We start from the raw sequence: 22617 nt of genomic DNA, 5'->3' as shown, positions 1-22617 counted from the left end.
ACGGGATCGGTCTCGATCCCTTGTAGGAGCCGGCTTGCTGGCGATCCCCGGCCGCAGGTCGGGGGCAACGAACCCGTGATGGAATATTTAAAGACATGAGCGACCTAGAACTCGACCCGCAAGCCCTGCAACAGGAAGAAAACTCCCTGATCGCCCTGCGCAAGGAAAAGCTGGCTGCCGAGCGCGCCAAGGGCAACGCCTTCCCGAACGACTTCCGCCGCGAAAACTACTGCGATGCCTTGCAGAAACAGTACGCGGACAAGACCAAGGAAGAGCTGGCAGAGGCTGCGATCCCGGTCAAGGTTGCCGGTCGCATCATGCTTAACCGTGGCTCGTTCATGGTGATCCAGGACATGACCGGTCGCATCCAGGTCTACGTCAACCGCAAGACCCTGTCCGAAGAAACCCTGGCCGCGGTGAAAACCTGGGACATGGGCGACATCATTGCTGCCGAAGGGACCCTGGCCCGTTCCGGCAAGGGCGACCTGTACGTTGAAATGACCACCGTGCGCCTGCTGACCAAGTCCCTGCGCCCGCTGCCGGACAAGCACCATGGCCTGACCGATACCGAACAACGCTATCGCCAGCGTTACGTTGACCTGATCGTCAACGAAGATGTGCGCCAGACCTTCCGCGTGCGTTCGCAAGTGATTGCGCACATCCGCAGCTTCCTGATGAAGCGCGACTTCCTGGAAGTGGAAACGCCGATGCTGCAGACCATTCCGGGCGGCGCCGCGGCCAAGCCGTTCGAAACCCACCACAACGCACTGGACATGGAAATGTTCCTGCGTATCGCGCCTGAGCTGTACCTCAAGCGCCTGGTGGTTGGCGGCTTCGAGAAAGTGTTCGAGATCAACCGCAACTTCCGTAACGAAGGTGTCTCGACTCGACACAACCCTGAATTCACCATGTTGGAGTTCTACCAGGCCTACGCCGACTACGAAGACAACATGGACCTGACCGAAGAATTGTTCCGTGAACTGGCGCAGCTGGTTCTGGGCAGCACCGACGTGCCGTACGGCGACAAGGTGTTCCACTTCGGCGAGCCGTTCGTGCGTCTGTCGGTGTTCGACTCGATCCTCAAGTACAACCCTGAGCTGACCGCTGACGACCTGAACGACATCGACAAGGCCCGTGCCATCGCCAAGAAGGCCGGCGCCAAGGTGCTGGGCTTTGAGGGCCTGGGCAAGCTGCAGGTGATGATTTTCGAAGAACTGGTCGAGCACAAGCTGGAACAGCCGCACTTCATTACCCAGTACCCGTTCGAAGTGTCGCCGCTGGCCCGTCGCAACGACGATAACCCGAACGTTACCGACCGTTTCGAACTGTTCATCGGTGGCCGTGAAATCGCCAACGCCTACTCCGAGTTGAATGACGCGGAAGACCAGGCCGAGCGTTTCATGGCGCAGGTGGCCGATAAGGACGCCGGCGACGACGAAGCCATGCACTACGACGCCGACTTCGTTCGTGCGCTGGAGTACGGCATGCCGCCAACGGCCGGTGAAGGTATCGGCATCGACCGTCTGGTGATGCTGCTGACCAACTCCCCGTCGATCCGCGACGTGATCCTGTTCCCGCACATGCGGCCGCAAACGTAAGTGTTTCAGTTAAAAAGCCGCCTTTTCAGGCGGTTTTTTATTGCCTGTCTGGTACAAACGTATCAAATGGTTACTTTTGAAGTGAAAGAGGAGTTCCTGTCGTGAACGGTGCAATGGCTCAAGAAGGTGCGGCGGGTGTCGCCACAGCGGTCGCTGAGAGTGTCCAGTACCAGGGGCGCAAGGCCAGCCGACAGGGCAGCGAACAGCGTCGACAGGATATTCTCGATGCCGCGATGCGCATTGTCGTGCGTGATGGCGTGCGGGCGGTAAGGCACCGTGCAGTGGCCGCCGAGGCGCAAGTGCCGCTGTCGGCAACCACTTACTATTTCAAGGATATCGATGACCTGCTTACCGATACCTTCGCCCAATATGTCGAACGCAGCGCGGCGTACATGGCCAAGCTGTGGGTCAACAACGAAGGCCTGTTGCGCGACATGATCGCCAGCGGTGACGGCAGTCCACAGGCGCGCTCGAAACTGGCGGACGACATTGCGCGATTGATGACCGACTATGTCCACCGGCAACTGGTGACGCGTCGTGAGCATTTGATGGCCGAACAGGCGTTCCGCCAGGAAGCGTTGTTGAACCCGCGTCTGGCTGTGCTGGTGCGCTCGCATCAGCAGATACTGTTGCAGGGGTCTTGCCAGCTTTTCCAGGTATTGGGTTCGCGCGAGCCACAACAGGATGCCAAAGTGTTGACGTCTATAATCGGACGGATGGAATATCAGGGCCTGCTCAACGAGGCTGAGCCGGTCGCCGAAGAGGAAATGCTCGGCATACTTACGCGTTATATGCATTTGGTGCTGGCATCGGTATAAATCCCGCGCCGTCACTAAACCCTGTACCGATCATTCCCACGCTCTGCGTGGGAATGCCGCCCGGGACGCTCCGCGCCCCTTGTCGGTGTGACGCTGGGCTTCACTGGATGCGTTCCCACGCAGACCGTGGGAACGATCAACAAAGCGGTTTGATCATCAAGGGAGTGTTGAATGAAAGCCTGGCGTGTCGTTGTGATCGCCTTGTCGTTCCTGTTGCTCAGTGGCTGTCTGGTGACTTTCAAGGAACCATTGCCCACCGGCGAACCTGCGCCCAAAGGGTTGCTCGGCAAATGGACCAGCACCAACGCCTGGGGGGAACCGGTCAATCTGGAACTGACGCGCGTCGGCGACAATCGCTATCAGGCAGTCAGTTACTTCCGGGCCAAACCCAGGGAGCGCGAGGCCTACCCGTTCACGGTGTCGCGCCATGGCAATCGCTGGTATTTCTCGGCGAAGGTACCGGCGCAGTTTGGAGGCAACTTCACCGTGGGCGGGTTTGAACTCACCGACAAGCACGAACTGGTGGTGTACAACCTCGACCTTGAACAGATCCAACAGGCGATGGGGCAGAATGTCCTGAGCGGCCAGCGTTTTCAAACCGACGACGGCGATGGCGTGCTGATCGACAACAGCATGGACCAGGTGTCCGCCTGGCTCGACGATCCGGCCAACTCCGATGTATTCGTCGAAGTGGTGCGCTATCAGCGTCAGGCCAAAACCAGATAAACCCAGCATTTTCTACAGGAGTTTCGGGTGGACGATTACCAGCAGTCGATACGCATTTTGTCCGATCGCATTGTGCTGGCGCAGACGCCGATCCGCGTCCTCGATGCGGTCAAGTGGGACGAGAATATTCGCAAGGGCTTCCTCAAGGCCAAAGGCAAGGAAATGCCAGCGGTGGACCGCGACTACTACCTCAATCGGCCACTGGCGTTCGACTCCAGCAAGGTAAAGCTGGAATTCCAGAACATCGAGCGCGACATCACCCGTCAGCTCGGCCAGTTCAACCCGGTCGGTCAGATCATGCGCCGTATGTGCAAGGAGTACCGCATGGTGGTGCGCATGCTCGAAGCGCGCGGCACCGAGGATTTCGGCCTGATTTCCCAGGAATTGTATGGTGCCGCATCCGATGCGTTCCACGCCGGTGACCCGACGCTGTCTGACCTGGGCATGATGTTGTCCGAGTACCTGAACAATATTGACGGCCGTGGCGATCTGAAGGATGAACCCAAGACCCTGACCGCCAAAGAAGCCGTGCACCTGCTGCAAACCCGCTTGAACAGGGTATTTGGCGAGGCCGAGGAAACCATCCGCGTGTTCGAGTCCGACGGCATCGTCGCCGACGCGGCGGCGGGCGCCGACTACATCAAGATCCGCACCGACGCGATGTTCAACGAGCGTGACGTGCGCGCCCTGGAAGTCCACGAAGGGCTGGTGCACGTCGGCACCACGCTCAACGGCCTGAACCAGCCGATCTGCACCTTTCTGTCGAAGGGTCCGCCCTCGTCGACGGTGACCCAGGAAGGCCTGGCGATCCTGATGGAAATCATCACCTTCGCCTCCTACCCGAGCCGCCTGCGCAAACTGACCAACCGCACCCGTGCGATCCACATGGTGGAGGAGGGCGCGGATTTCCTGCAGGTGTTCGAGTTCTTCCGCGAACAAGGTTTTGAAATGCCCGAGAGCTACAGTAACGCCAGTCGCGTTTTCCGTGGCTCGGTACCGACAGGTCTGCCATTTACCAAAGACTTGTCCTACCTCAAGGGCTTCATCATGATTTACAACTACATTCAGTTGGCCGTGCGCAAAGGCAAGCTTGAGCAGATCCCGCTGTTGTTTTGTGGCAAGACCACGCTGGAAGACATGCGCACCTTGCGCCAGTTGGTCGATGAAGGCCTGGTAGTGCCGCCCAAGTATTTGCCGGAACAGTTCCGTGACATGAACGCATTGTCGGCATGGATGTGCTTCTCGAACTTCCTCAACCACCTGAGCCTGGACCGGATCGAGGCGGATTATTCCAACATTTTATAAGGCTGGTGAATAACCCTGTGGGAGCGGGCTTGCCCGCGATGGCGGCATAACATTCAGCATGAATGTTGACAGTGACATTGCTATCGCGGGCAAGCCCGCTCCCACAGGTTGATCATTTGCCTGAGAGTCTTTATCTCTGATCGTTCCCACGCTCCGCGTGGGAATGCCGCCATGGACGCTCCGCGTCCACTGTGACGCAGAGCGTCACGGTATGCATTCCCACGCAGAGCGTGGGAACGATCTTGATCAACCTAATTTTGCGAGGTTTCACCGGATGAGAATCCTCGGCACCCTCTGCCTTCTCCTGTCCCTGAGCGGTTGCAGTTCGCTGCTGTTCTACCCCGAACCCGGCCAGTTGTTCACCCCGGAAAAAGCCAAACTCCAATACCGCGAAGTCACCTTGGTCACCGCCGATGGCCTGAAGCTGAATGCCTGGTGGCTACCGGCGAAACAGGGGGTCGAGGTCAAGGGCACGGTGCTGCACCTGCACGGCAACGGCGGCAATTTGCCGATGCATCTTGGCGGCAGTTATTGGTTGCCCGAGCAGGGTTATCAAGTGCTGCTGTTGGACTATCGCGGTTATGGGTTGTCCGAAGGCAAACCGAGTCTGCCGGCGATCTACCAGGACATCGATGCCGCGTTCAAGTGGCTCGATCAGGCACCCGAGGTCAAAGGCAAGCCAGTGATTCTGCTCGGCCAGAGCCTCGGGGGGGCAATGGCGGTTCACTACCTGGTTCAGCACCCGCAGCGGCAGAAACAGCTCAAGGCATTTGTGCTGGACGGTGTGCCCGCCAGCTACCGCAGTGTCGGTCAGTTTGCGTTGAGTCATTCGTGGGTGTTCTGGACATTCCAGGTGCCGCTGTCCTGGCTGGTGCCGGACGGTGACAGCGCCATCAACTCCATGGCCCAGCTCAATGGCGTACCGAAACTGATCTACCACAGCATTGATGATCCGATCGTGCCTCTTTCCAACGGCATCCGACTGTATCAAGCTGCGCCGCCGCCGCGCGTGCTGCAATTGACCCGCGGTGGGCACGTGCAGACATTCGCCGACCCGGTCTGGCGCACCGTCATGTTGCGCTATCTGGACGATCCGCAACATTTCAACGGCCTGCGCCGCCTGGGTGAAATACCCAATTACCCGGCACCCTCGAATTCCCCCGCCGAACCATCAGAGAACCCGCAATGAGTGAAGAACGTAACGCCATCCCGCTGATCATCACCGGTATCTGCAGCATCCTCGGCACCGTCGGCGCCCTGTGGTGGTACGGCTACCTGCACTTCGCCAAGCCCGAGGATGCGTTGCTGCTCAATGAGTTCACCATGCTCAAGACCGTGCCGGGCGAAGACTACAAAGTCTCCCTGGAACCGGCCGCGCAAGTGGCGCAGTGCATCGATGGCGTGCTGGTGTTGTTCGACACCGAACAGAAAGGCCTCACCGGCGTGCTGGTCAACGACCGCAAGAAAGCGGTGCGTTGCATGGGCCAGGAAACCCCGCAGAAGCTGGAGCAATAAACCGATTTTCACAGGCAACACAGAACCAACGTGGGAGCCAGCCTGCTGGCGATTGCGATTGAACATTCAACAGTGATGTTGACTGATCCAACGCTATCGCCAGCAAGCTGGCTCCCACAGGTTTTTGTGTGCTGACAACTTACTGGGTGTTAGAGCTCACCGCCGAACGCGGAATCACCGGTTGGTTATCGTTGGAGATCGTCACTTCCACCCGACGGTTTTGCGCCCGGCCCGAGGTGCTGGTGTTATCCGCCACCGGGTATTCCTTGCCGTAACCCTGGGCAACGATGCGGGTTGGATCAACGCCCATCTTCACCAGCGCCATGCGCACGGAGTTGGCGCGACGTTCCGACAGCGACTGGTTATGCGAGGCAGTCCCGGTGCTGTCGGTGTAGCCCTCGACGATCACTTTGCGATCAGGGTTTTCCTGGAGGTACTGCGCCAGCTTGTTGATGTTCATCAGGCCGTTGGATTTCAGCTCGGCCTTGTCGGTAGCGAACAGCACATCACCGAATGTCACCAGGGTGCCGCGATCGGTCTGTTTGGCGTTGAGGCTGTCCTGCAACTGTTTGATCTGCTGATCGCGAGCGTCGAGACGGGCCTGGGCGCGTTGTGCCGAAGCATTTTTCAGATTGGCTTCGGCGGTGCGCAGGGCAATGGTCTGTTTGGCGACTTCAACCCGCTGGTTAGTCAAATAGGCCAACTGATCGACCTTGGCCTGATCTTCCTTGTCCAGGTAAGCCTTGTCGGCCTTGTCCAGGTAATCACTGGCTTCCTTGGTTTCCAGTGCGGCGACTTTGCTCGCCTGCGGGTTGGCTTGCAGGCCGGAATAATTGGTGCGGGCCTGTTCAAGGTTGGCATTTGGCGGCGTGGAGCAGGCAGCCAGGGCAACGCTTGCGGCCAGCAGAGCAGGGAGCATCAAATGTTTGGAATTCATAGTGGTATCGTCCTTTTGATCGTCTGAGAGATAGTCATGTCGCGCCGTTACTGGACGGTGCGCTGACTTTCCTGACGCAGTTCCTGAACCCCTTTTTGAGAGTCCTTTACAGTCTGTTCGGCTTTCATCGCCTGGGCTTTGCGCTCGGCTACGCGGGCATCCCACTCAGCCTGTTCAGCCAGGACTTTCGCCTGATCGTACTGTTTGTCGTGCATGGCGATTTCAGCTTGCTTGAGCTTGTCCTGGGCAGCCTTCATTTCCACCGCAGCAAATTCGGTACCGCCCGCGCTGACGGCGTCTTTGACTGCAGACTCGCTGACGGCGAATTGCTCGGACGGTGGGTTGCCGGCGCAACCGGCCAGCACAAGGCTGCTGCCGATGGCCAGGGCAGCCATCTTCAGGCCATGCAGTGGGGTAAACGAGGATTTGCCAGTTCTGGTTTTCATAATCTTCAACTCCATTGGACTACTTCCTGAACAACGTGAACATCCATCCTGGGCAAGGAGCCGAACCGTCATTTTCGGGTCGTTTTGAAACGGCCGTCCCAGGCGTGGTTACTTGGGTTGACCCGAGGCGTTTTTTGAAAGTTCAGAGAAATTTAGCCAGCTATCGAAAAAAACGTGATCGGCTTGGCAGGGGCTTAAAGCAAAAAATGTGTGAGCGAGCCTGCTCGCGATAGCGCTGTATCAGTCGACATTGAAGTTGAATGTCAGTCAGCTATCGCGAGCAGGCTCGCTCCCACAGGGGGGATGTGCGGAGGAGGGAATCAGTGTTTCTGCTTGTCGTTGCCAGCTGACAAATCGTGCAGATGGCGCCTGGACAGCGCAAGAAAACGCGGAGTCGGGCCGATGTCTTCGTACAGCGGGTCACCTTCTTCGTCGGTGGCGACCACTGTCGAGCCCTTCACATACGGGAAGCTCTTTTCGAGTTCTTCAAGTGCGGCGCCGATCAACTCGCCAAGCAACTCTTCGGGATGCCGCTTGGGGTACATCTCGGTAATCGCCGCCAGGCGTGCGGCGGCTTCCACGTCCAGGTGAATCGTGTAGCCGGTCTTGGTCAGGCGACCCTTGGCGTTTTCTTCCCAATGCTGGGCAAGTTCACGGATTTTCATAATCACCTCGTTGCGCGCCTGCTCGTGGCAGGCCGGGGGAGTATCCGGCGTTGGCCGGCGACAGCCGTTGTACGGCGTACTGTTCAGACTAGCTTCATCGCACAAGGTTTAAAGGTCCTTCGTCGTCTTGCTTGTAAGAAGACGTCTGGAGCGGCACTCTTGGGTTTACTGGCCGCCCGGATTCTTTGCTGGAGAACTGCTGATGACCGATATCGATGCACGCTTGCGCGAGGACGTTCACCTGTTGGGTGAGCTGTTGGGCAACACCATTCGTGAACAGTACGGGGACGGCTTTCTCGACAAGATCGAGCAGATCCGCAAAGGCGCCAAGGCTGACCGTCGCGGTTCGATGGACGCCGAGCTGAGCGCCAGCCTCAATCAATTGACCGAAGCTGAATTGCTGCCGGTGGCGCGGGCGTTCAACCAGTTCCTCAACCTGGCCAACATCGCCGAGCAATACCAGTTGATTCATCGTCGCGAAGAATCCCAACAGGCACCGTTCGAGTCACGGGTACTGCCGGAACTGCTCGCGCGCCTGCGAGACGAAGGCCATGGCGCCGAGTCATTGGCCCGCCAACTTGGACGACTGGAAATCGAACTGGTGTTGACCGCGCACCCGACCGAAGTCGCGCGCCGCACACTGATCCAGAAATACGACGCGATTGCCGCTCAACTGGCCGCCCAGGACCACCGCGACCTGACCAGCGCCGAGCGCGAGCAGATCAGGACGACGTTGCAACGCCTGATCGCCGAAGCCTGGCACACCGAAGAAATACGCCGTACACGCCCGACGCCGGTCGATGAAGCCAAATGGGGCTTTGCAGTGATCGAGCATTCGCTGTGGCAGGCGATTCCGAATTACCTGCGCAAGGCCGATCAGGCACTGCATGCCGCCACTGGCCTGCGTTTGCCGCTGGAGGCTGCGCCGATCCGCTTTGCTTCGTGGATGGGCGGCGACCGTGACGGCAACCCGAACGTGACGGCAGCGGTGACCCGTGAAGTGCTCCTGCTGGCACGCTGGATGGCCGCCGATCTGTACCTGCGCGATATCGATCATCTTGCGGCCGAACTGTCGATGCAGCAGGCCAGTGACGAATTGAAAGCCATGGCCGGCGACAGTGCCGAACCTTATCGAACCGTCCTCAAGCAACTGCGCGAACGCCTGCGCGCCACCCGCAACTGGGCGCATACGGCGTTGACCGCGCCGACGCCAGCTCCGGCGGACGTCCTGCAAGACAACCGCGACCTGCTTGATCCTCTAGAGCTTTGCTACCACTCGCTGCATGAGTGCGGCATGGGCGTGATCGCCGACGGCCCGCTGCTCGATTGCCTGCGCCGGGCGGTGACGTTCGGCCTGTTCCTGGTGCGGCTGGATGTGCGCCAGGACTCGTCGCGCCATAGCGCGGCCATGAGCGAAATCACTGATTACCTCGGCCTGGGCCGCTACGAGGATTGGAGCGAGGAAGAACGCATCACGTTCCTGAGCCGCGAACTGAACAACCGACGGCCCTTGCTGCCGGCCCACTACAAACCGTCCGCCGACACCGCCGAAGTGTTGGCGACCTGCCGGGAAATCGCCGCCGCGCCACAAGCTTCCCTTGGTTCCTACGTCATCTCCATGGCCGGTGCCGCTTCCGATGTGCTGACGGTTCAGTTGCTGCTCAAAGAATCCGGCGTGTTGCGGCCGATGCGCGTGGTGCCGTTGTTCGAAACCCTGGCCGACCTCGACAACGCCGGCCCGGTGATTGAAAAACTGTTGTTGCTGCCGGGTTATCGCTCGCGTCTGCAAGGGCCGCAGGAAGTGATGATCGGCTACTCCGACTCGGCCAAGGATGCCGGCACCACCGCAGCAGCGTGGGCGCAGTATCGGGCGCAGGAGCGTCTGGTGGATATCTGCCGCGAGCAGCAGGTGGAACTGCTGTTGTTCCACGGTCGCGGTGGCACCGTGGGCCGTGGCGGCGGCCCGGCGCATGCGGCGATTTTGTCGCAACCACCGGGGTCGGTGGCGGGGCGTTTCCGTACCACCGAGCAAGGGGAAATGATTCGTTTCAAATTCGGCCTGCCGGACATCGCCGAACAGAACCTCAATCTGTATCTGGCGGCGGTACTCGAAGCGACGTTGTTGCCACCGCCGCCGCCCACGCCCGAGTGGCGCCACTTGATGGACGAACTGGCCGCCGACGGGGTCCGTGCGTACCGCGCCGTGGTGCGGGAAAACCCGCAGTTCGTCGAGTACTTCCGCCAATCGACCCCGGAACAGGAATTGGGACGCTTGCCACTGGGCAGTCGCCCGGCCAAGCGTCGTGCCGGCGGGATCGAAAGCCTGCGCGCAATCCCATGGATCTTCGGCTGGACCCAGACGCGCCTGATGTTGCCGGCCTGGCTCGGCTGGGAAGCGGCGCTGAGCAAGGCGCTGGAGCGCGGCGAAGGCGAACTGCTGGGGCAGATGCGCGAGCAATGGCCTTTCTTCCGCACCCGCATCGATATGCTGGAAATGGTCCTGGCCAAGGCCGACGCCGATATCGCGCAATCCTACGATCAGCGTCTGGTCGAACCGGATCTGCTGCCGTTGGGCGCGCACTTACGCGACCTATTGTCGCAGGCGTGCTCGATCGTGCTCGGGCTGACCGGTCAGTCGCAGCTACTGGCACATAGCCCAGCCACCCTCGAATTCATTCGCCTGCGCAACACTTACCTCGACCCGCTTCATCTATTGCAGGCCGAGTTGCTGGCCCGTTCGCGGCAACAGGATGTGGCACAGGACAGCCCGGTGGAACAGGCGTTGCTGGTGTCTGTGGCGGGGATTGCCGCTGGTTTACGCAATACCGGCTAAAGTTTTTGTCGTTGGATGAGGCGTCCGGAGCATGTGCCGGATGCCGTCCGAGGGCGCGGATAAAAGTGCTGCCAAGCGACAGTTAATGTTGGGGTTGCGACGAGGGAAACCGCGTCCAAAGGTCGTAGCCGACGCGGGTTTCTCCGACTTTTGGCGGCTTGTGTGGTCGCAGCCTGCTGTGTATCTTGATCAGCCTTTGGCCGTTTGGGCGGTCACGACCCTATTTTTGAGATTGGCCCCACGAGGCGAATCTGACGTTATCCATATAAAAAATTGAGGAGCACATCGATGCGCGTCATTCTGCTGGGAGCTCCCGGGGCCGGTAAAGGTACTCAGGCTAAGTTCATCACCGAAAAATTCGGCATTCCGCAAATTTCCACCGGCGACATGTTGCGTGCTGCGGTCAAGGCCGGCACCGAACTGGGCATCAAGGCCAAGAGCATCATGGATGCCGGCGGCCTGGTTTCCGATGACCTGATCATCGCGCTGGTCAAGGACCGTATCTCCCAGGCTGATTGCGCCAACGGTTTCCTGTTCGACGGTTTCCCGCGCACCATTCCTCAGGCTGAAGCCTTGGTGACTGCCGGCGTCGAGCTGGACGCTGTGGTCGAGATCGCCGTTGAAGACGAAGAAATCGTCCAGCGCATTGCCGGTCGTCGTGTCCACGAAGCCAGCGGCCGCGTGTACCACATCGTCTACAACCCGCCGAAAATTGCCGGCAAAGACGACATCACCGGCGAAGAGCTGGTACAGCGCAAGGACGACACCGAAGAAACCGTGCGTCATCGCCTGTCGGTCTACCATTCGCAGACCAAGCCGCTGGTGGATTTCTACCAGAAACTGTCTGCTGCCAATGGCAAGCCGAAGTACAGCCATATCGAAGGCGTCGGTTCGGTAGAAGCAATCACCGCCAAGGTTCTTGCTGCCCTGAGCTGAAAACTCTGAATCGTTGCATCATCCACGGCCCGCTTGCGGGCCGTAGTTGTTTATACTGACGCACTTTTTTCTGACCACTTGTTACGGAAACATCGATGAGCACCTTGCTGGCCCTGGACACCGCGACTGAAGCTTGCTCCGTTGCCTTGCTGCATGACGGCAAAGTGACGAGCCATTACGAGGTGATCCCGCGTCTGCATGCGCAGAAATTGCTGCCGATGATCCAGCAGTTGCTGGCCGACGCCGGCACCACCCTGCAAGCAGTCGATGCCATTGCGTTCGGTCGCGGGCCGGGCGCTTTCACTGGCGTGCGCATTGCCATCGGTGTGGTGCAGGGTCTGGCGTTCGCGCTGGATCGCCCGGTGTTGCCGGTATCGAACCTCGCCGTGCTGGCCCAGCGCGCTTACCGCGAACATGGCGCCAGCCAGGTTGCGGCGGCCATCGATGCACGCATGGATGAAGTGTATTGGGGTTGCTATCGCGAAACGGCGGGGGAGATGCGCCTGGTTGGCGCAGAAGCGGTATTGCCGCCCGAGTCAGCCGCATTGCCGGGTGATGCCAGTGGCGAATGGTTCGGCGCCGGCACCGGTTGGGGTTATGGCGAGCGGATTGCGGTCAACCTGAGCGGTCAGGATGCGGGCATGTTGCCTCATGCAGAAGATTTGCTGACCCTGGCGCGATTTGCCTGGGAGCGTGGTGAAGCGATTGTGGCCGACAAGGCGCAGCCAGTTTATCTGCGCGACAAAGTGGCGACGCCCAAGGCGCGTTAATCAGGTTTTATTGTGGCGAGGGAGCTTGCTCCCGCTCGGCTGCGCAGCAGTCGTAAAACCAGCCAACGCGATTCAACCGACCGCAATCGAGGCCGCTTCGCAGCCCAGCGGGAGCTTGCTCCCTTGCCACATCTTGTTCCAACTTGGCCAATCGTCGTTTTCTAACCGCAGCTTTTAAACCTTTTGCTTTTTATGTGTTCTAGTTATCACTCGGCGGTTTGCGAAGCGGGCTGTGCGCCACTAAACTGCCATCACTGATACCGAGCATGCACTTATGCGTATAGACGGCATTTCCTCTCAGTCCTACCCCATCAAGCGCAAGCCTCGCAAAGGCCATGTGGTGGAGGACGAGTCCGTCGAAATCGACGGCGAGCCGGAGTTTGCGTCTGAAGAGCAACTGGCTGCGCGAGCCGCCAAGTCCGCTGCGCAACGCCTTAGCAATCTTCCCGCCCGTCAGCAGGACATGCTCTACCACCGTGCGATGAGCAAAAGTGTGGCGATGGCTTTGGCCAGCTACCTCAGCACCGCCGGGTTCGTCGATTGGGATGCGGAAGTGCTGGGTCTCGACCTGTACATCTGATGTTGCTGCCTTACTACCTCGGCTGCCCCTCCTGGAGTGAAAACGCCTGGCGCGAATACCTGTATCCGCCTGACGCCAAACCCGCCGATTTTCTTGATCTGTATTGCCAGGTGTTCAACGCCGTGGAAGGTAATACGACGTTCTACGCGAGCCCCGCTGCCGGCACCGTGCAGCGCTGGGCCGAGGCCATGCCCGAGCACTTTCGCTTCACCGCCAAATTCCCCGGCGACATCAGCCATGGCGGTGACCTGCGCGACCAACTGACCGCTGTCGAAACCTTCACCCGATTGCTCAGCCCGCTGGGTCAGCGGGTGTCGCCACTGTGGCTGCAATTGTCGAAAAGCTTCACCCCGCAACGCTTGCCCGAGCTGGCTGCATTCATCGACGCGTTGGAGCGGCCGTTGGCGGTGGAAGTGCGGCATGACGATTTTTTCGCCAAGGGTGACAGCGAACGGATGCTCAACCGCCTGTTGCTGGATCGCGGCGTTGAACGCATCTGCCTCGACCCGCGCGCATTGTTCAGCTGCACCTCGATCGATCCTTCGGTGCTTCACGCGCAATCGAAAAAACCGCGTGTTCCACCTCGCCCGGCAGCGTTCACGCCATTTCCGCAGGTGCGTTTCATCGGTCATCCAGAGCTTGAGGCCAACGACCCGTTTCTATTGCCGTGGGTGGAAAAAATTGCCCTGTGGATTGAAGAGGGGCGCACGCCGTATATTTTCCTGCACACCGCCGACAATCTGCTGGCGGCTAAACTGGCCCAGCGTTTTCACCGTCGCCTGATGCTGCGATTACCTGGCTTGCCGGCGCTGCCTGAGCTATACAGGAAACCCGCCGCCGAGCAACTTGGCTTGCTCTGAAGGCGGATTCGTTCGCCTTCTTCAGGAGCCTGCCAATGGATGCGCAAACCCTTCGAGCCCAAGCGTTCAAAGCCTTGCACGAACGCAGCAGCGCTTTCGTTATTCCCAACCCGTGGGATGCCGGATCGGCAAAAATGCTCGCCAGCCTGGGCTTCGAGGCGCTGGCGACCACCAGCGCCGGTTACGCTTTTTCCAACGCGCGCCCGGATGGTGGCCTGACCCTGGACGATACCCTCGCCAACGTCAGGGCGATTGTCGGCGCCAGCGATTTGCCGGTCGCGGTCGATCTGGAAAATGGTTTTGCCGATGACCCGGCGGAATGCGCGAAAAGTCTGTTGCGCGCAGCGCAGGCCGGGGCAGTGGGCGGTTCGATTGAAGACTTCACTGGCCGCGAGGACGCTCCGATCTACTGCTTCGAGCATGCCGTCGCGCGCATCGAGGCCGCCGTCGCTGCCGCCCGCAGTCTGCCTTTCCCTTTCATGCTGACCGCCCGGGCCGAGAATTTCCTGCACGGCAATCCGGATCTGGACGACACGATTCGCCGCTTGCAGGCATTCGCGGAGGCCGGGGCCGACGTGTTGTATGCGCCGGGCTTGCGCAGTGCTGACGATGTGCTGGCGGTTGTCCGCGCGGTGGCGCCGAAACCGGTCAATGTGTTGATGTCCGGAGGTTTGCAGCTGACGGTGCAGCAATTGAGCGACATGGGCGTCAAGCGCATCAGCGTCGGCTCGGCGCTGGCATTGGCAGCGCTGGGGGAGTTCTATCGCGCCGCCGAAGAGATCAAGACGTCCGGCACCTTCGGGTTCACGTCGCGCTCCATGCCGTACGCCCAGGCCAATCAGTTGTTCAAAGGCTGAGCATGGGCAACGGGCGCTGGATGCTGCTGGTGCTGTTGATCATTGGCGGTGGGGTGCTCAGCATCTGGCGCGGTTGGCTGGAAATACCGCCGCAATGGAACCCCTGGGCGCCGCTGGATGTGAAGGCTGCACCGAACCTGCTGACCCGCTACAAACTGATGCGCCTGCGCGATGATCCGCAACTCTGCGCGCAAGCCCTGAGCAGTTCCGGTCTGCGCGTGACCCCGCAAGCCAACAGCCCCGACGCCCAATGCCCACTCAGCAATGCCCTGCGCGTACAGGGCGGTGATGTTGCCCTGAGCAGCAGTTTCCTCGCCAGTTGCCGCCTGGCCGTGTCGTTCGCGCTGTTCGAACATCACGCCCTGCAACCCGCGGCGCAGGCGGTCTATGGGCAAGCGGTGGCGCGGGTCGACCATCTCGGCAGCTTTGCCTGTCGCAATGTCTACAGCCGCGAGAATGGCCGGCGTAGTCAACACGCGTCGGCCAATGCGCTGGACATCGCCGGTTTTCGCCTGGCCGATGGTCGAACCATTAGCGTGCTCAAGGATTGGCCCAAGGACAATCAGGATGCGCAGTTTCTAAGACAAGTCCGCGATGGCGCCTGCGGCTTGTTCAGTGTGGTGTTGGGGCCGGATTACAACGCCGCGCATCGCAATCACTTTCATGTCGATGTCGGGCCGTGGTGGGTTTGTCGCTGAAGCGGACGTTGAGGCTCAGGCGGCGAGGCGCAGGTTCTGCAGGATGATCGGGCGCGCCCAACCATTATCGAAATCGAGTTGTTTCTGTTGCTCCAGCAACTCTTCCGGGGAGAACGGCGGGAACGGCTTGTCCAGCAGGTCCAGTTCGAACTCGGCAATCGGCAGGTGCAGTGGACGCGGTTGCGGCGCGGGGCCGGCTTCCGGCAATGGCTGGCCGGCGGTCAGCACAAGCGGGCGCACCCAGCCGCTTTCGAAATCCTGTTGTTTCTGCTGGGCGACGATTTCTTGCGCCGGGAACGGTGGGAACGGCTTGTCGGCCAGGTCCATTTCGAACTCGGCAATCGGCAGGAAGAGTGGCTCGGGCGGGCGAATCTCGTTGTCCTGCACATCGCATTCGCGCTGGGCAACGATGTGCGCCAGCAGATCGCTGCCAACGGTGGGTTCAACCGGGCTGTCGAGATCGACCGGTGGAAAGTTCAGCGATTTGGGCAGCACTTCACCCGACTGTTCGGCCAGCGCCCGGGCAAAGAAATCCTGCCAGATGTGGCTGACGCCGCTCAGTGCCTGGGTATTTCGCAGGTTGTAGTCGCCGTAGGGCGAGATAAAACCTGTGATTGTCGGTTGAATGTCTGACATTTCTCTCGGTCGACGCTCAGCTCTGGCAAAATGCTCGATAGTTTTGTTATCGGCCGTTTTTGCCGATCATTAATTTTTTGAGCGTGTTTTCCGATGATTGATCAACCCGCGGCGTGCCGCATCCATGTCGAGGCGTTGGACGCAGCCTTCGAACCCCAGGCCGAGCAATGGGCCGAGCGCCTGGGCCTGCCGCTGCAAGTGGCTGATGGCGAGTTTGCATTGCAGGTGGGTGACATGGGCTTGCAGCTGCAACAGCTGGGGCCGGATGCGCCGGGCCCGGTGCGGGTGGACTTCGTCGAGGGCGGCGCGGCGCATCGCCGGTTGTACGGCGGTGGCAGCGGGCAGATGATCGCCAAGGCTGTCGGCGTGGCCCAGGGCGTGCGCCCGCGGGTGCTGGATGCGACGGCGGGGTTGGGCAAGGATGCGTTCGTGCTGGCCAGCCTCGGTTGCGAGATGAGCCTGATCGAGCGCCAGCCTTTGATTGGCGCCTTGCTGGAGGATGGTCTGGCCCGAGGCGCGGAAGATTTCGATGTGGCGCCGATCGTCGCGCGGATGCGCTTGCTCAAGGGCAACTCGATCGAGGTGATGCGCAATTGGCAGGGCGAGCCGCCGCAGGTGATCTACCTCGACCCGATGTTTCCTCACCGTGAGAAAACCGCGTTGGTGAAGAAGGAAATGCGCCTGTTCCGGCCGCTGGTGGGGGATGACCCGGATGCACCGGCATTGCTCGAGGCCGCGTTGGCGTTGGCCAGCCACCGGGTGGTGGTCAAGCGCCCGCGCAAGGCCCCGTGCATTGAAGGGCCGAAGCCGAGCCATGCGCTGGATGGCAAGTCCAGTCGGTATGACATTTATCCGAAGAAGGCGCTCAAGCCGTAAGTTGAAGCTGATCGTTCCCACGCTCTGCGTGGGAATGCAGCCCGGGACGCTCCGCGTCCCATTCGAGAGCTGGAACGCGGAGCGTCCCCTGAGGCGTTCCCACGCAGAGCGTGGGAACGATCACCGCTAGGGCCGATAAGCCCGCATAAACAACCCCACCACTTCCTGCACATGGCTTTCGGCTTCATCGCCAACCAGCGGTTCGCCACAACCATAAAGCAGACGAAAATTCCCCGCGCCCTTGAGCAGGCAGAAGAAATGCTCAGCCGCATTGTGCGGTTTGTCGATGCTCAGCACGCCGCTTTCGTCGATCTTGCTCAGCAGGCGCTCCATGCCGTGCAGCATGCGCTGCGGTCCGGCCTCGAAGAAGATCTGCGAAAGCTTCGGGTCCTGACTGCCCAGGGTCATCATCAAGCGGTGCAGGTTCACTGACTCGTCACTGTTGATCAATTGATGAAAACCGCGCGCGATGTTCAGCAGCACGGTTTCCACTGCCACGCCTTCGGGCAATTCGAAAAACAGCGTCGGCAGTTGCTCCTCACACTTGGCCATCACGGCAGCGGAGAACAGCGTCTCCTTGTCGTTGAAATGGCTGTAGACCGTCAGCTTTGACACCCCGGCCTCGGCAGCGACGGCATCCATGCTGGTGTTGGCATAACCCTTGGTCAGAAACAGCGTCTTCGCTGCATCGAGGATCGCCTGGCGCTTGGCCAAATCCTTGGGGCGGCCCGGGCCATTGGGTGCTGAAAGATTGTTCGGCATATGCGCTTTTATTACTGGACTGGTGAGTTTGCTATTAATAACATACTCGCCAGTATAATTATTCCAAGCACCATTAGCGAAAGGTCCTTCACCATGTTCCGCTATGCCTTGCCCCTCGCACTGCCAGTTACCCTGGCGTTTTTATTGACTGCGTGTGGTCACGAAGAGGCGCCGCAAGTCAGCGTTCGCCCGGCCATGGTGGTTCAGCCAGAGCCTTCGACGCAGTCGATGGAAAGCTATCCCGGTGAAGTGCGTGCGCGCTATGAGCCGGATCTGGCATTCCGCATCGGCGGCAAAGTCAGCCGACGACTGGTCGATGAGGGGCAGCGCGTCAAGGCTGATCAGCCGCTGGCCGAACTCGATCCCCAGGACGTGCGCCTGCAATTGGAGGCCACCCGCGCCCAGGTAGCCGCCGCCGAAGCCAATCTGAGCATGGTGCGCGCTGAACGTGATCGCTATAAAACGCTGATGGAGCGTCAGCTGGTCAGCCGTTCGCAATACGACAATCACGAAAACCTTTACCGTTCCGGTGAAGCGCGTCTCAAACAAATCAAAGCCGAATTCAACGTTTCGACCAATCAGGCCAGTTACGCGGTGCTGCGTGCGCCACAGGATGGCGTGGTAGCCAAACGCGCCGTGGAAGTCGGGCAAGTGGTGGCCGCTGGGCAAACGGTGTTTACCCTGGCGACCGATGGCGAGCGTGAAGTCCTGATCAGCCTGCCGGAACAAAGCTTCGGCCGCTTCAAGGTCGGCCAGCCGGTAGCTGTGGAACTGTGGACGCATCCGGACCAGCGCTTCGCCGGGCATATCCGCGAATTGTCGCCGGCCGCTGATCCCAAGTCCCGCACCTTCGCCGCGCGCATCGCGTTCAACACCGGCAAGGTGCCGGTGGAACTCGGCCAGAGTGCCCGCGTGTTTGTCCAGGCTGCCCAAGCCGCACCGTTGTCTGTGCCGCTGTCGGCGTTGACCGCAGAAGGCGGCGTGACCTACGTCTGGGTCGTCAGCGCCAACAACACTTTGAAGCGCACCCCGGTGCGGGTGGGTGCCTTCGGCGAGAAAACCGTCCCGGTGCTCGAAGGACTCAACGCCAGCGACTGGGTGGTAGCCGCGGGCGTCCATGTGCTGCTCGACGGGCAACAAGTACGCCCGGTGGATCGCTCCAACCGCGTGGTCAATCTGGCGCACAAGGAGTAATCCCCGATGGGTTTCAATCTTTCCGCCTGGGCGCTGCGCAATCGCCAGATCGTCCTGTTTCTGATGCTGTTGCTGGCGATCGTCGGGGCACTGTCCTACACCAAACTCGGCCAGAGCGAAGACCCGCCGTTCACGTTCAAGGCCATGGTGATTCGTACCAACTGGCCAGGTGCAACGGCGCAGGAAGTCTCGCGCCAGGTCACCGAACGCATTGAAAAGAAGCTGATGGAAACAGGCGAATACGAACGCATCGTCTCGTTCTCCCGCCCGGGCGAATCCCAGGTGACGTTCATTGCCCGCGACTCCATGCATTCGGTGGACATCCCGGAACTCTGGTATCAGGTGCGCAAGAAGGTCAGCGACATCCGCCATACCTTGCCGCCGGGAATTCAAGGGCCGTTTTTCAACGATGAATTCGGTACCACCTTCGGCAATATCTACGCATTGACCGGCGATGGTTTCGATTATGCCGTGCTCAAGGACTACGCCGACCGCATCCAGATCCAGCTGCAACGGGTCAAGGACGTGGGCAAAGTCGAGCTGCTGGGGTTGCAGGACGAAAAGATCTGGATCGAACTTTCCAACGTCAAACTCGCCACCCTCGGCTTGCCGTTGGCAGCGGTGCAGCAAGCCCTTGAAGAACAGAACGCGGTGTCCACGGCCGGCTTCTTCGAAACCACTAGCGAGCGATTGCAGTTACGGGTCTCGGGCAATTTTCAGACAGTCGATGAGATAAAAAGCTTTCCGATTCGCGTCGGTGATCGCACTTTCCGTATCTCCGATGTGGCCGACGTGCGCCGTGGTTTCAACGATCCACCGGCGCCGCGCATGCGCTTCATGGCCGAGAACGCGATTGGTCTTGCGGTAGCGATGAAGGACGGCGGCGACATCCTGGTGCTGGGCAAGGCGCTGGAAATCGAGTTCGATCGTATCCAGAAAAACCTCCCCGCCGGGATGCAGTTGCGCAAGGTTTCCGATCAGCCCGCCGCCGTAAAAACCGGTGTCGGCGAGTTCGTTCAAGTGCTGGTGGAAGCGCTGGCCATTGTGCTTCTGGTGAGCTTTTTCTCCCTTGGCGTGCGCACCGGCATGGTGGTGGCGCTGGCGATTCCGCTGGTGTTGGCGATGACCTTCGCCTGCATGTATTACCTGGGCATCGGTCTGCACAAGATTTCCCTCGGGGCATTGGTGTTGGCCCTGGGATTGTTGGTCGACGACGCGATCATCGCCGTGGAAATGATGGCGATCAAAATGGAACAGGGTTTCGACCGGATCAAAGCCGCGAGCTACGCCTGGACCAGCACCGCGTTCCCGATGCTCACGGGCACGCTGATCACCGCAGCCGGTTTCCTGCCGATTGCCACGGCGCAGTCGGGCACCGGCGAATACACCCGCTCGATCTTCGAGGTGGTGACCATCGCCCTGTTGGCATCGTGGGTGGCGGCGGTATTGTTTGTGCCTTTTCTTGGGGAAAAACTCCTGCCGGACCTGGCGAAAATTCATGCAGCCAAACACGGTTCCGGCCAACCCGATCCTTACGCTACGCCGTTTTATCAGCGTGTTCGGCGCCTGGTGGAATGGTGCGTGCGCTGGCGTAAAACGGTGATCACCGCGACCGTGGTGTTGTTCATTGCCTCCATCGTGCTGTTTCGCTTCGTGCCGCAACAGTTCTTCCCGGCATCCGGGCGTCTGGAATTGATGGTCGACCTGAAGCTGGCCGAAGGGGCTTCCCTGAGCAACACTGCCGATGAAGTCAAACGCCTCGAAGCACTGCTCAAGGACAAAGCCGGGATCGACAATTACGTTGCCTACGTCGGCACCGGTTCACCGCGCTTCTACCTGCCGCTGGATCAGCAACTGCCTGCGGCGAGCTTCGCCCAGTTTGTGGTGTTGGCGAAAACCATCGAGGAGCGCGAAAGCCTGCGCACCTGGTTGATTGCAACGCTCAACGAACAATTCCCGGCCCTGCGCTCGCGGGTGACCCGTCTGGAAAACGGCCCTCCGGTCGGCTATCCGGTGCAGTTCCGGGTCACGGGTGAGCACATCGAGGAAGTCCGGGCGCTGGCGCGCAAAGTCGCGACCAAGGTTCGCGAGAACCCGCACGTGGCCAATGTGCACCTGGATTGGGAAGAGCCGAGCAAAGTCGTCTATCTGAACATCGATCAGGACCGCGCTCGGGCGCTGGGCGTGAGCACGGCAAACTTGTCGAGGTTCCTGCAGAGCTCGCTCACCGGTTCCAGTGTCAGCCAGTACCGCGAAGACAACGAATTGATCGAGATCCTGTTGCGCGGCACCCTGCATGAACGCACCGAGTTGTCGCTGCTGCCAAGCCTGGCGGTGCCGACCGACAACGGTCGCAGCGTGGCGCTTTCGCAGATTGCGACGCTGGAATACGGCTTCGAAGAAGGTGTGATCTGGCATCGTAACCGCCTGCCGAACGTCACCGTTCGTGCCGATATTTATGGCAAGGAGCAGCCGGCGACACTCGTCCAGCAGATCATGCCAACGCTCGATCCGATTCGCGCTGAGTTGCCCGATGGCTATTTGCTGGATGTGGGCGGCACGGTCGAGGATTCGGCCCGTGGGCAGAACTCGGTGAAGGCGGGCGTGCCGCTGTTCATCGTGGTGGTGTTGACCTTGCTGATGCTGCAGTTGCGCAGCTTCTCCCGTACGGTGATGGTGTTTCTCACGGCACCGTTGGGGCTGATCGGGGTGACGCTGTTCCTGATGGTGTTCCGCCAGCCGTTCGGGTTTGTGGCGATGCTCGGGACCATCGCCTTGTCCGGGATGATCATGCGTAACTCGGTGATTCTGGTCGATCAGATCGAGCAGGATATCGCGGCGGGGCTCAAGCCTTGGCAGGCGATCATCGAGGCGACGGTGCGGCGGTTCCGGCCGATTGTGCTGACGGCGCTGGCGGCGGTGTTGGCGATGATTCCGTTGTCGCGCAGTGTGTTTTTCGGGCCGATGGCGGTGGCGATCATGGGGGGGTTGATTGTGGCGACGGCGTTGACGTTGCTGTTTTTGCCGGCGCTTTATGCGGCTTGGTTCAGGGTTCGCAAGGAGTCGGTTTGATGGTTTGAACGTGGCGGCCTTAGGGCCGACCAGGCTGTTGGTTGTTTTTGGTGTATATCCGTTGCTTCGGTAACGGCCGCTTATGGTTCCGCTTTTACAGCGGGTTACTTTGAAAAGCGGAACGCCGCCCGGCGCAAAGTAACCAAACGCTCTTGCCCCTGTCGTTCGGTGCCTCGCCTAGGCTCGGCATGCCCTCGCTCCGGTCCTGCTCCGTGGGCCCGCCGCCATCGGCCATCCATGGCCGGCGGCGGCTAACCCGGCATCCATGCCGGGTTGCCCACTGCGCAGAACCTCCACTCGGCCTCTCGAGGGGGCGCCCAGATCAAGAGCGGCAGGCGAGCTAACGCTCGGCCTGTGGAGTGGTGAGGGGCAACAGCGGTTGTATGGTGTTCTGCTTTTGCTCTTCTGTGGGAGCCAGCCTGCTGGCGATGACGGCCTGCCAGCCGACTAATCTCAATCAGATATCTCCAATCCAATGTAGGAGGCAGCCTGCTGGCGATGACGGCCTGCCAGCCGACCGCTGGCGGCCTGCT

21 protein-coding genes are annotated in these 22617 nt (G+C 60.2%); 16 read left to right on the top strand and 5 right to left on the bottom strand.

Translation table 11 applies throughout. The annotated features are described in order from the left end of the window. Window positions 1–95: 95 nt before the first annotated feature. The 6 genes from lysS (at window position 96) to ASD60_RS23575 (ending at window position 5962) form a co-directional block, all read left to right on the top strand. Window positions 96–1598 (top strand): lysine--tRNA ligase, encoded by a 1503-nt coding sequence (gene lysS, locus ASD60_RS23600; protein WP_056856285.1) that lies wholly within the window; start codon window positions 96–98, stop codon window positions 1596–1598. Between the two features lie 113 nt (window positions 1599–1711). Next, window positions 1712–2416, top strand: a complete 705-nt coding sequence (locus ASD60_RS23595) for a TetR/AcrR family transcriptional regulator (protein WP_056856284.1) — start codon at window positions 1712–1714, stop codon at window positions 2414–2416. A 171-nt stretch (window positions 2417–2587) separates the two neighbouring features. Then, window positions 2588–3142 carry a hypothetical protein gene (locus tag ASD60_RS23590; RefSeq protein WP_056856283.1) on the top strand — a complete coding sequence of 185 codons (555 nt, stop codon included), beginning with the start codon at window positions 2588–2590 and terminating at the stop codon, window positions 3140–3142. 27 nt (window positions 3143–3169) lie between these two features. After that, the gene (locus ASD60_RS23585) at window positions 3170–4447 is read left to right on the top strand and encodes a flavohemoglobin expression-modulating QEGLA motif protein (RefSeq protein WP_056856282.1); all 1278 of its coding nucleotides are present in this window, start codon (window positions 3170–3172) and stop codon (window positions 4445–4447) included. Window positions 4448–4721: 274 nt separating this feature from the next. Next, complete coding sequence (locus ASD60_RS23580) at window positions 4722–5636, top strand: alpha/beta hydrolase (RefSeq protein WP_056856281.1); 915 nt, start codon at window positions 4722–4724, stop codon at window positions 5634–5636. Further along, the gene (locus ASD60_RS23575) at window positions 5633–5962 is read left to right on the top strand and encodes a hypothetical protein (RefSeq protein WP_056856280.1); all 330 of its coding nucleotides are present in this window, start codon (window positions 5633–5635) and stop codon (window positions 5960–5962) included. The genes ASD60_RS23580 and ASD60_RS23575 overlap by 4 nt, the downstream gene beginning before the upstream one ends. A 139-nt stretch (window positions 5963–6101) precedes the next feature. Here the strand turns inward: ASD60_RS23575 and ASD60_RS23570 are convergent, their stop codons facing one another. The 3 genes from ASD60_RS23570 to ASD60_RS23560 form a co-directional block, all read right to left on the bottom strand. After that, window positions 6102–6899, bottom strand: coding sequence for an OmpA family protein (locus tag ASD60_RS23570; protein WP_056856279.1), 798 nt, complete (start codon window positions 6897–6899; stop codon window positions 6102–6104). A gap of 47 nt (window positions 6900–6946) precedes the next feature. Further along, the gene (locus tag ASD60_RS23565; RefSeq protein ID WP_056856278.1) at window positions 6947–7360 is read right to left on the bottom strand and encodes a DUF4398 domain-containing protein; all 414 of its coding nucleotides are present in this window, start codon (window positions 7358–7360) and stop codon (window positions 6947–6949) included. A gap of 305 nt (window positions 7361–7665) precedes the next feature. Continuing rightward, a complete protein-coding gene (locus tag ASD60_RS23560; RefSeq protein WP_056856277.1) occupies window positions 7666–8010 on the bottom strand; it encodes a hypothetical protein in 345 nt (114 codons plus the stop codon). A gap of 202 nt (window positions 8011–8212) precedes the next feature. On the opposite strand from ASD60_RS23560, the gene ppc reads away from it, so the two are divergent. The 7 genes from ppc to ASD60_RS23525 all read left to right on the top strand — a co-directional run bounded on the left by ppc (window position 8213) and on the right by ASD60_RS23525 (window position 15544). Further along, complete coding sequence (gene ppc / locus ASD60_RS23555; RefSeq protein WP_056856276.1) at window positions 8213–10843, top strand: phosphoenolpyruvate carboxylase; 2631 nt, start codon at window positions 8213–8215, stop codon at window positions 10841–10843. A gap of 288 nt (window positions 10844–11131) precedes the next feature. After that, complete coding sequence (adk, locus tag ASD60_RS23550) at window positions 11132–11779, top strand: adenylate kinase (RefSeq protein ID WP_056856275.1); 648 nt, start codon at window positions 11132–11134, stop codon at window positions 11777–11779. A gap of 95 nt (window positions 11780–11874) precedes the next feature. Continuing rightward, window positions 11875–12549, top strand: coding sequence for a tRNA (adenosine(37)-N6)-threonylcarbamoyltransferase complex dimerization subunit type 1 TsaB (gene tsaB / locus ASD60_RS23545; protein ID WP_056856274.1), 675 nt, complete (start codon window positions 11875–11877; stop codon window positions 12547–12549). A 274-nt stretch (window positions 12550–12823) separates the two neighbouring features. Further along, window positions 12824–13129: a hypothetical protein gene (locus ASD60_RS23540; protein ID WP_056856273.1), complete on the top strand. Its 306-nt coding sequence runs from the start codon at window positions 12824–12826 to the stop codon at window positions 13127–13129. Next, the gene (locus tag ASD60_RS23535) at window positions 13129–13989 is read left to right on the top strand and encodes a DUF72 domain-containing protein (protein ID WP_056856272.1); all 861 of its coding nucleotides are present in this window, start codon (window positions 13129–13131) and stop codon (window positions 13987–13989) included. Before ASD60_RS23540 ends, ASD60_RS23535 begins: the two co-directional genes overlap by 1 nt. A 35-nt stretch (window positions 13990–14024) precedes the next feature. Continuing rightward, window positions 14025–14846 carry an isocitrate lyase/PEP mutase family protein gene (locus tag ASD60_RS23530; RefSeq protein ID WP_056856271.1) on the top strand — a complete coding sequence of 274 codons (822 nt, stop codon included), beginning with the start codon at window positions 14025–14027 and terminating at the stop codon, window positions 14844–14846. 2 nt (window positions 14847–14848) lie between these two features. Then, window positions 14849–15544, top strand: coding sequence for an extensin-like domain-containing protein (locus ASD60_RS23525; RefSeq protein WP_056856270.1), 696 nt, complete (start codon window positions 14849–14851; stop codon window positions 15542–15544). A gap of 15 nt (window positions 15545–15559) precedes the next feature. Here the strand turns inward: ASD60_RS23525 and ASD60_RS23520 are convergent, their stop codons facing one another. Beyond that, entirely contained in the window at window positions 15560–16180 is a 621-nt protein-coding gene (locus ASD60_RS23520) for a hypothetical protein (protein ID WP_056856269.1), read from the bottom strand. Between the two features lie 93 nt (window positions 16181–16273). Between ASD60_RS23520 and ASD60_RS23515 the strand changes: the two genes are divergently transcribed. Beyond that, window positions 16274–17056 (top strand): class I SAM-dependent methyltransferase, encoded by a 783-nt coding sequence (locus tag ASD60_RS23515; RefSeq protein ID WP_056856268.1) that lies wholly within the window; start codon window positions 16274–16276, stop codon window positions 17054–17056. 126 nt (window positions 17057–17182) lie between these two features. Here the strand turns inward: ASD60_RS23515 and ASD60_RS23510 are convergent, their stop codons facing one another. Beyond that, window positions 17183–17818 carry a TetR/AcrR family transcriptional regulator gene (locus tag ASD60_RS23510; protein WP_056856267.1) on the bottom strand — a complete coding sequence of 212 codons (636 nt, stop codon included), beginning with the start codon at window positions 17816–17818 and terminating at the stop codon, window positions 17183–17185. A gap of 93 nt (window positions 17819–17911) precedes the next feature. On the opposite strand from ASD60_RS23510, the gene ASD60_RS23505 reads away from it, so the two are divergent. After that, window positions 17912–19012: an efflux RND transporter periplasmic adaptor subunit gene (locus ASD60_RS23505; RefSeq protein ID WP_056856266.1), complete on the top strand. Its 1101-nt coding sequence runs from the start codon at window positions 17912–17914 to the stop codon at window positions 19010–19012. A 6-nt stretch (window positions 19013–19018) separates the two neighbouring features. Then, window positions 19019–22084 carry an efflux RND transporter permease subunit gene (locus tag ASD60_RS23500; RefSeq protein WP_056856265.1) on the top strand — a complete coding sequence of 1022 codons (3066 nt, stop codon included), beginning with the start codon at window positions 19019–19021 and terminating at the stop codon, window positions 22082–22084. Window positions 22085–22617 lie beyond the last annotated feature (533 nt).

This window comes from Pseudomonas sp. Root562 (assembly GCF_001427125.1).
Classification (GTDB): Bacteria; Pseudomonadota; Gammaproteobacteria; order Pseudomonadales; family Pseudomonadaceae; genus Aquipseudomonas.
Note: the sequence above shows the minus strand (reverse complement) of the source record. Positions and strands in the feature narration are given on the sequence as shown.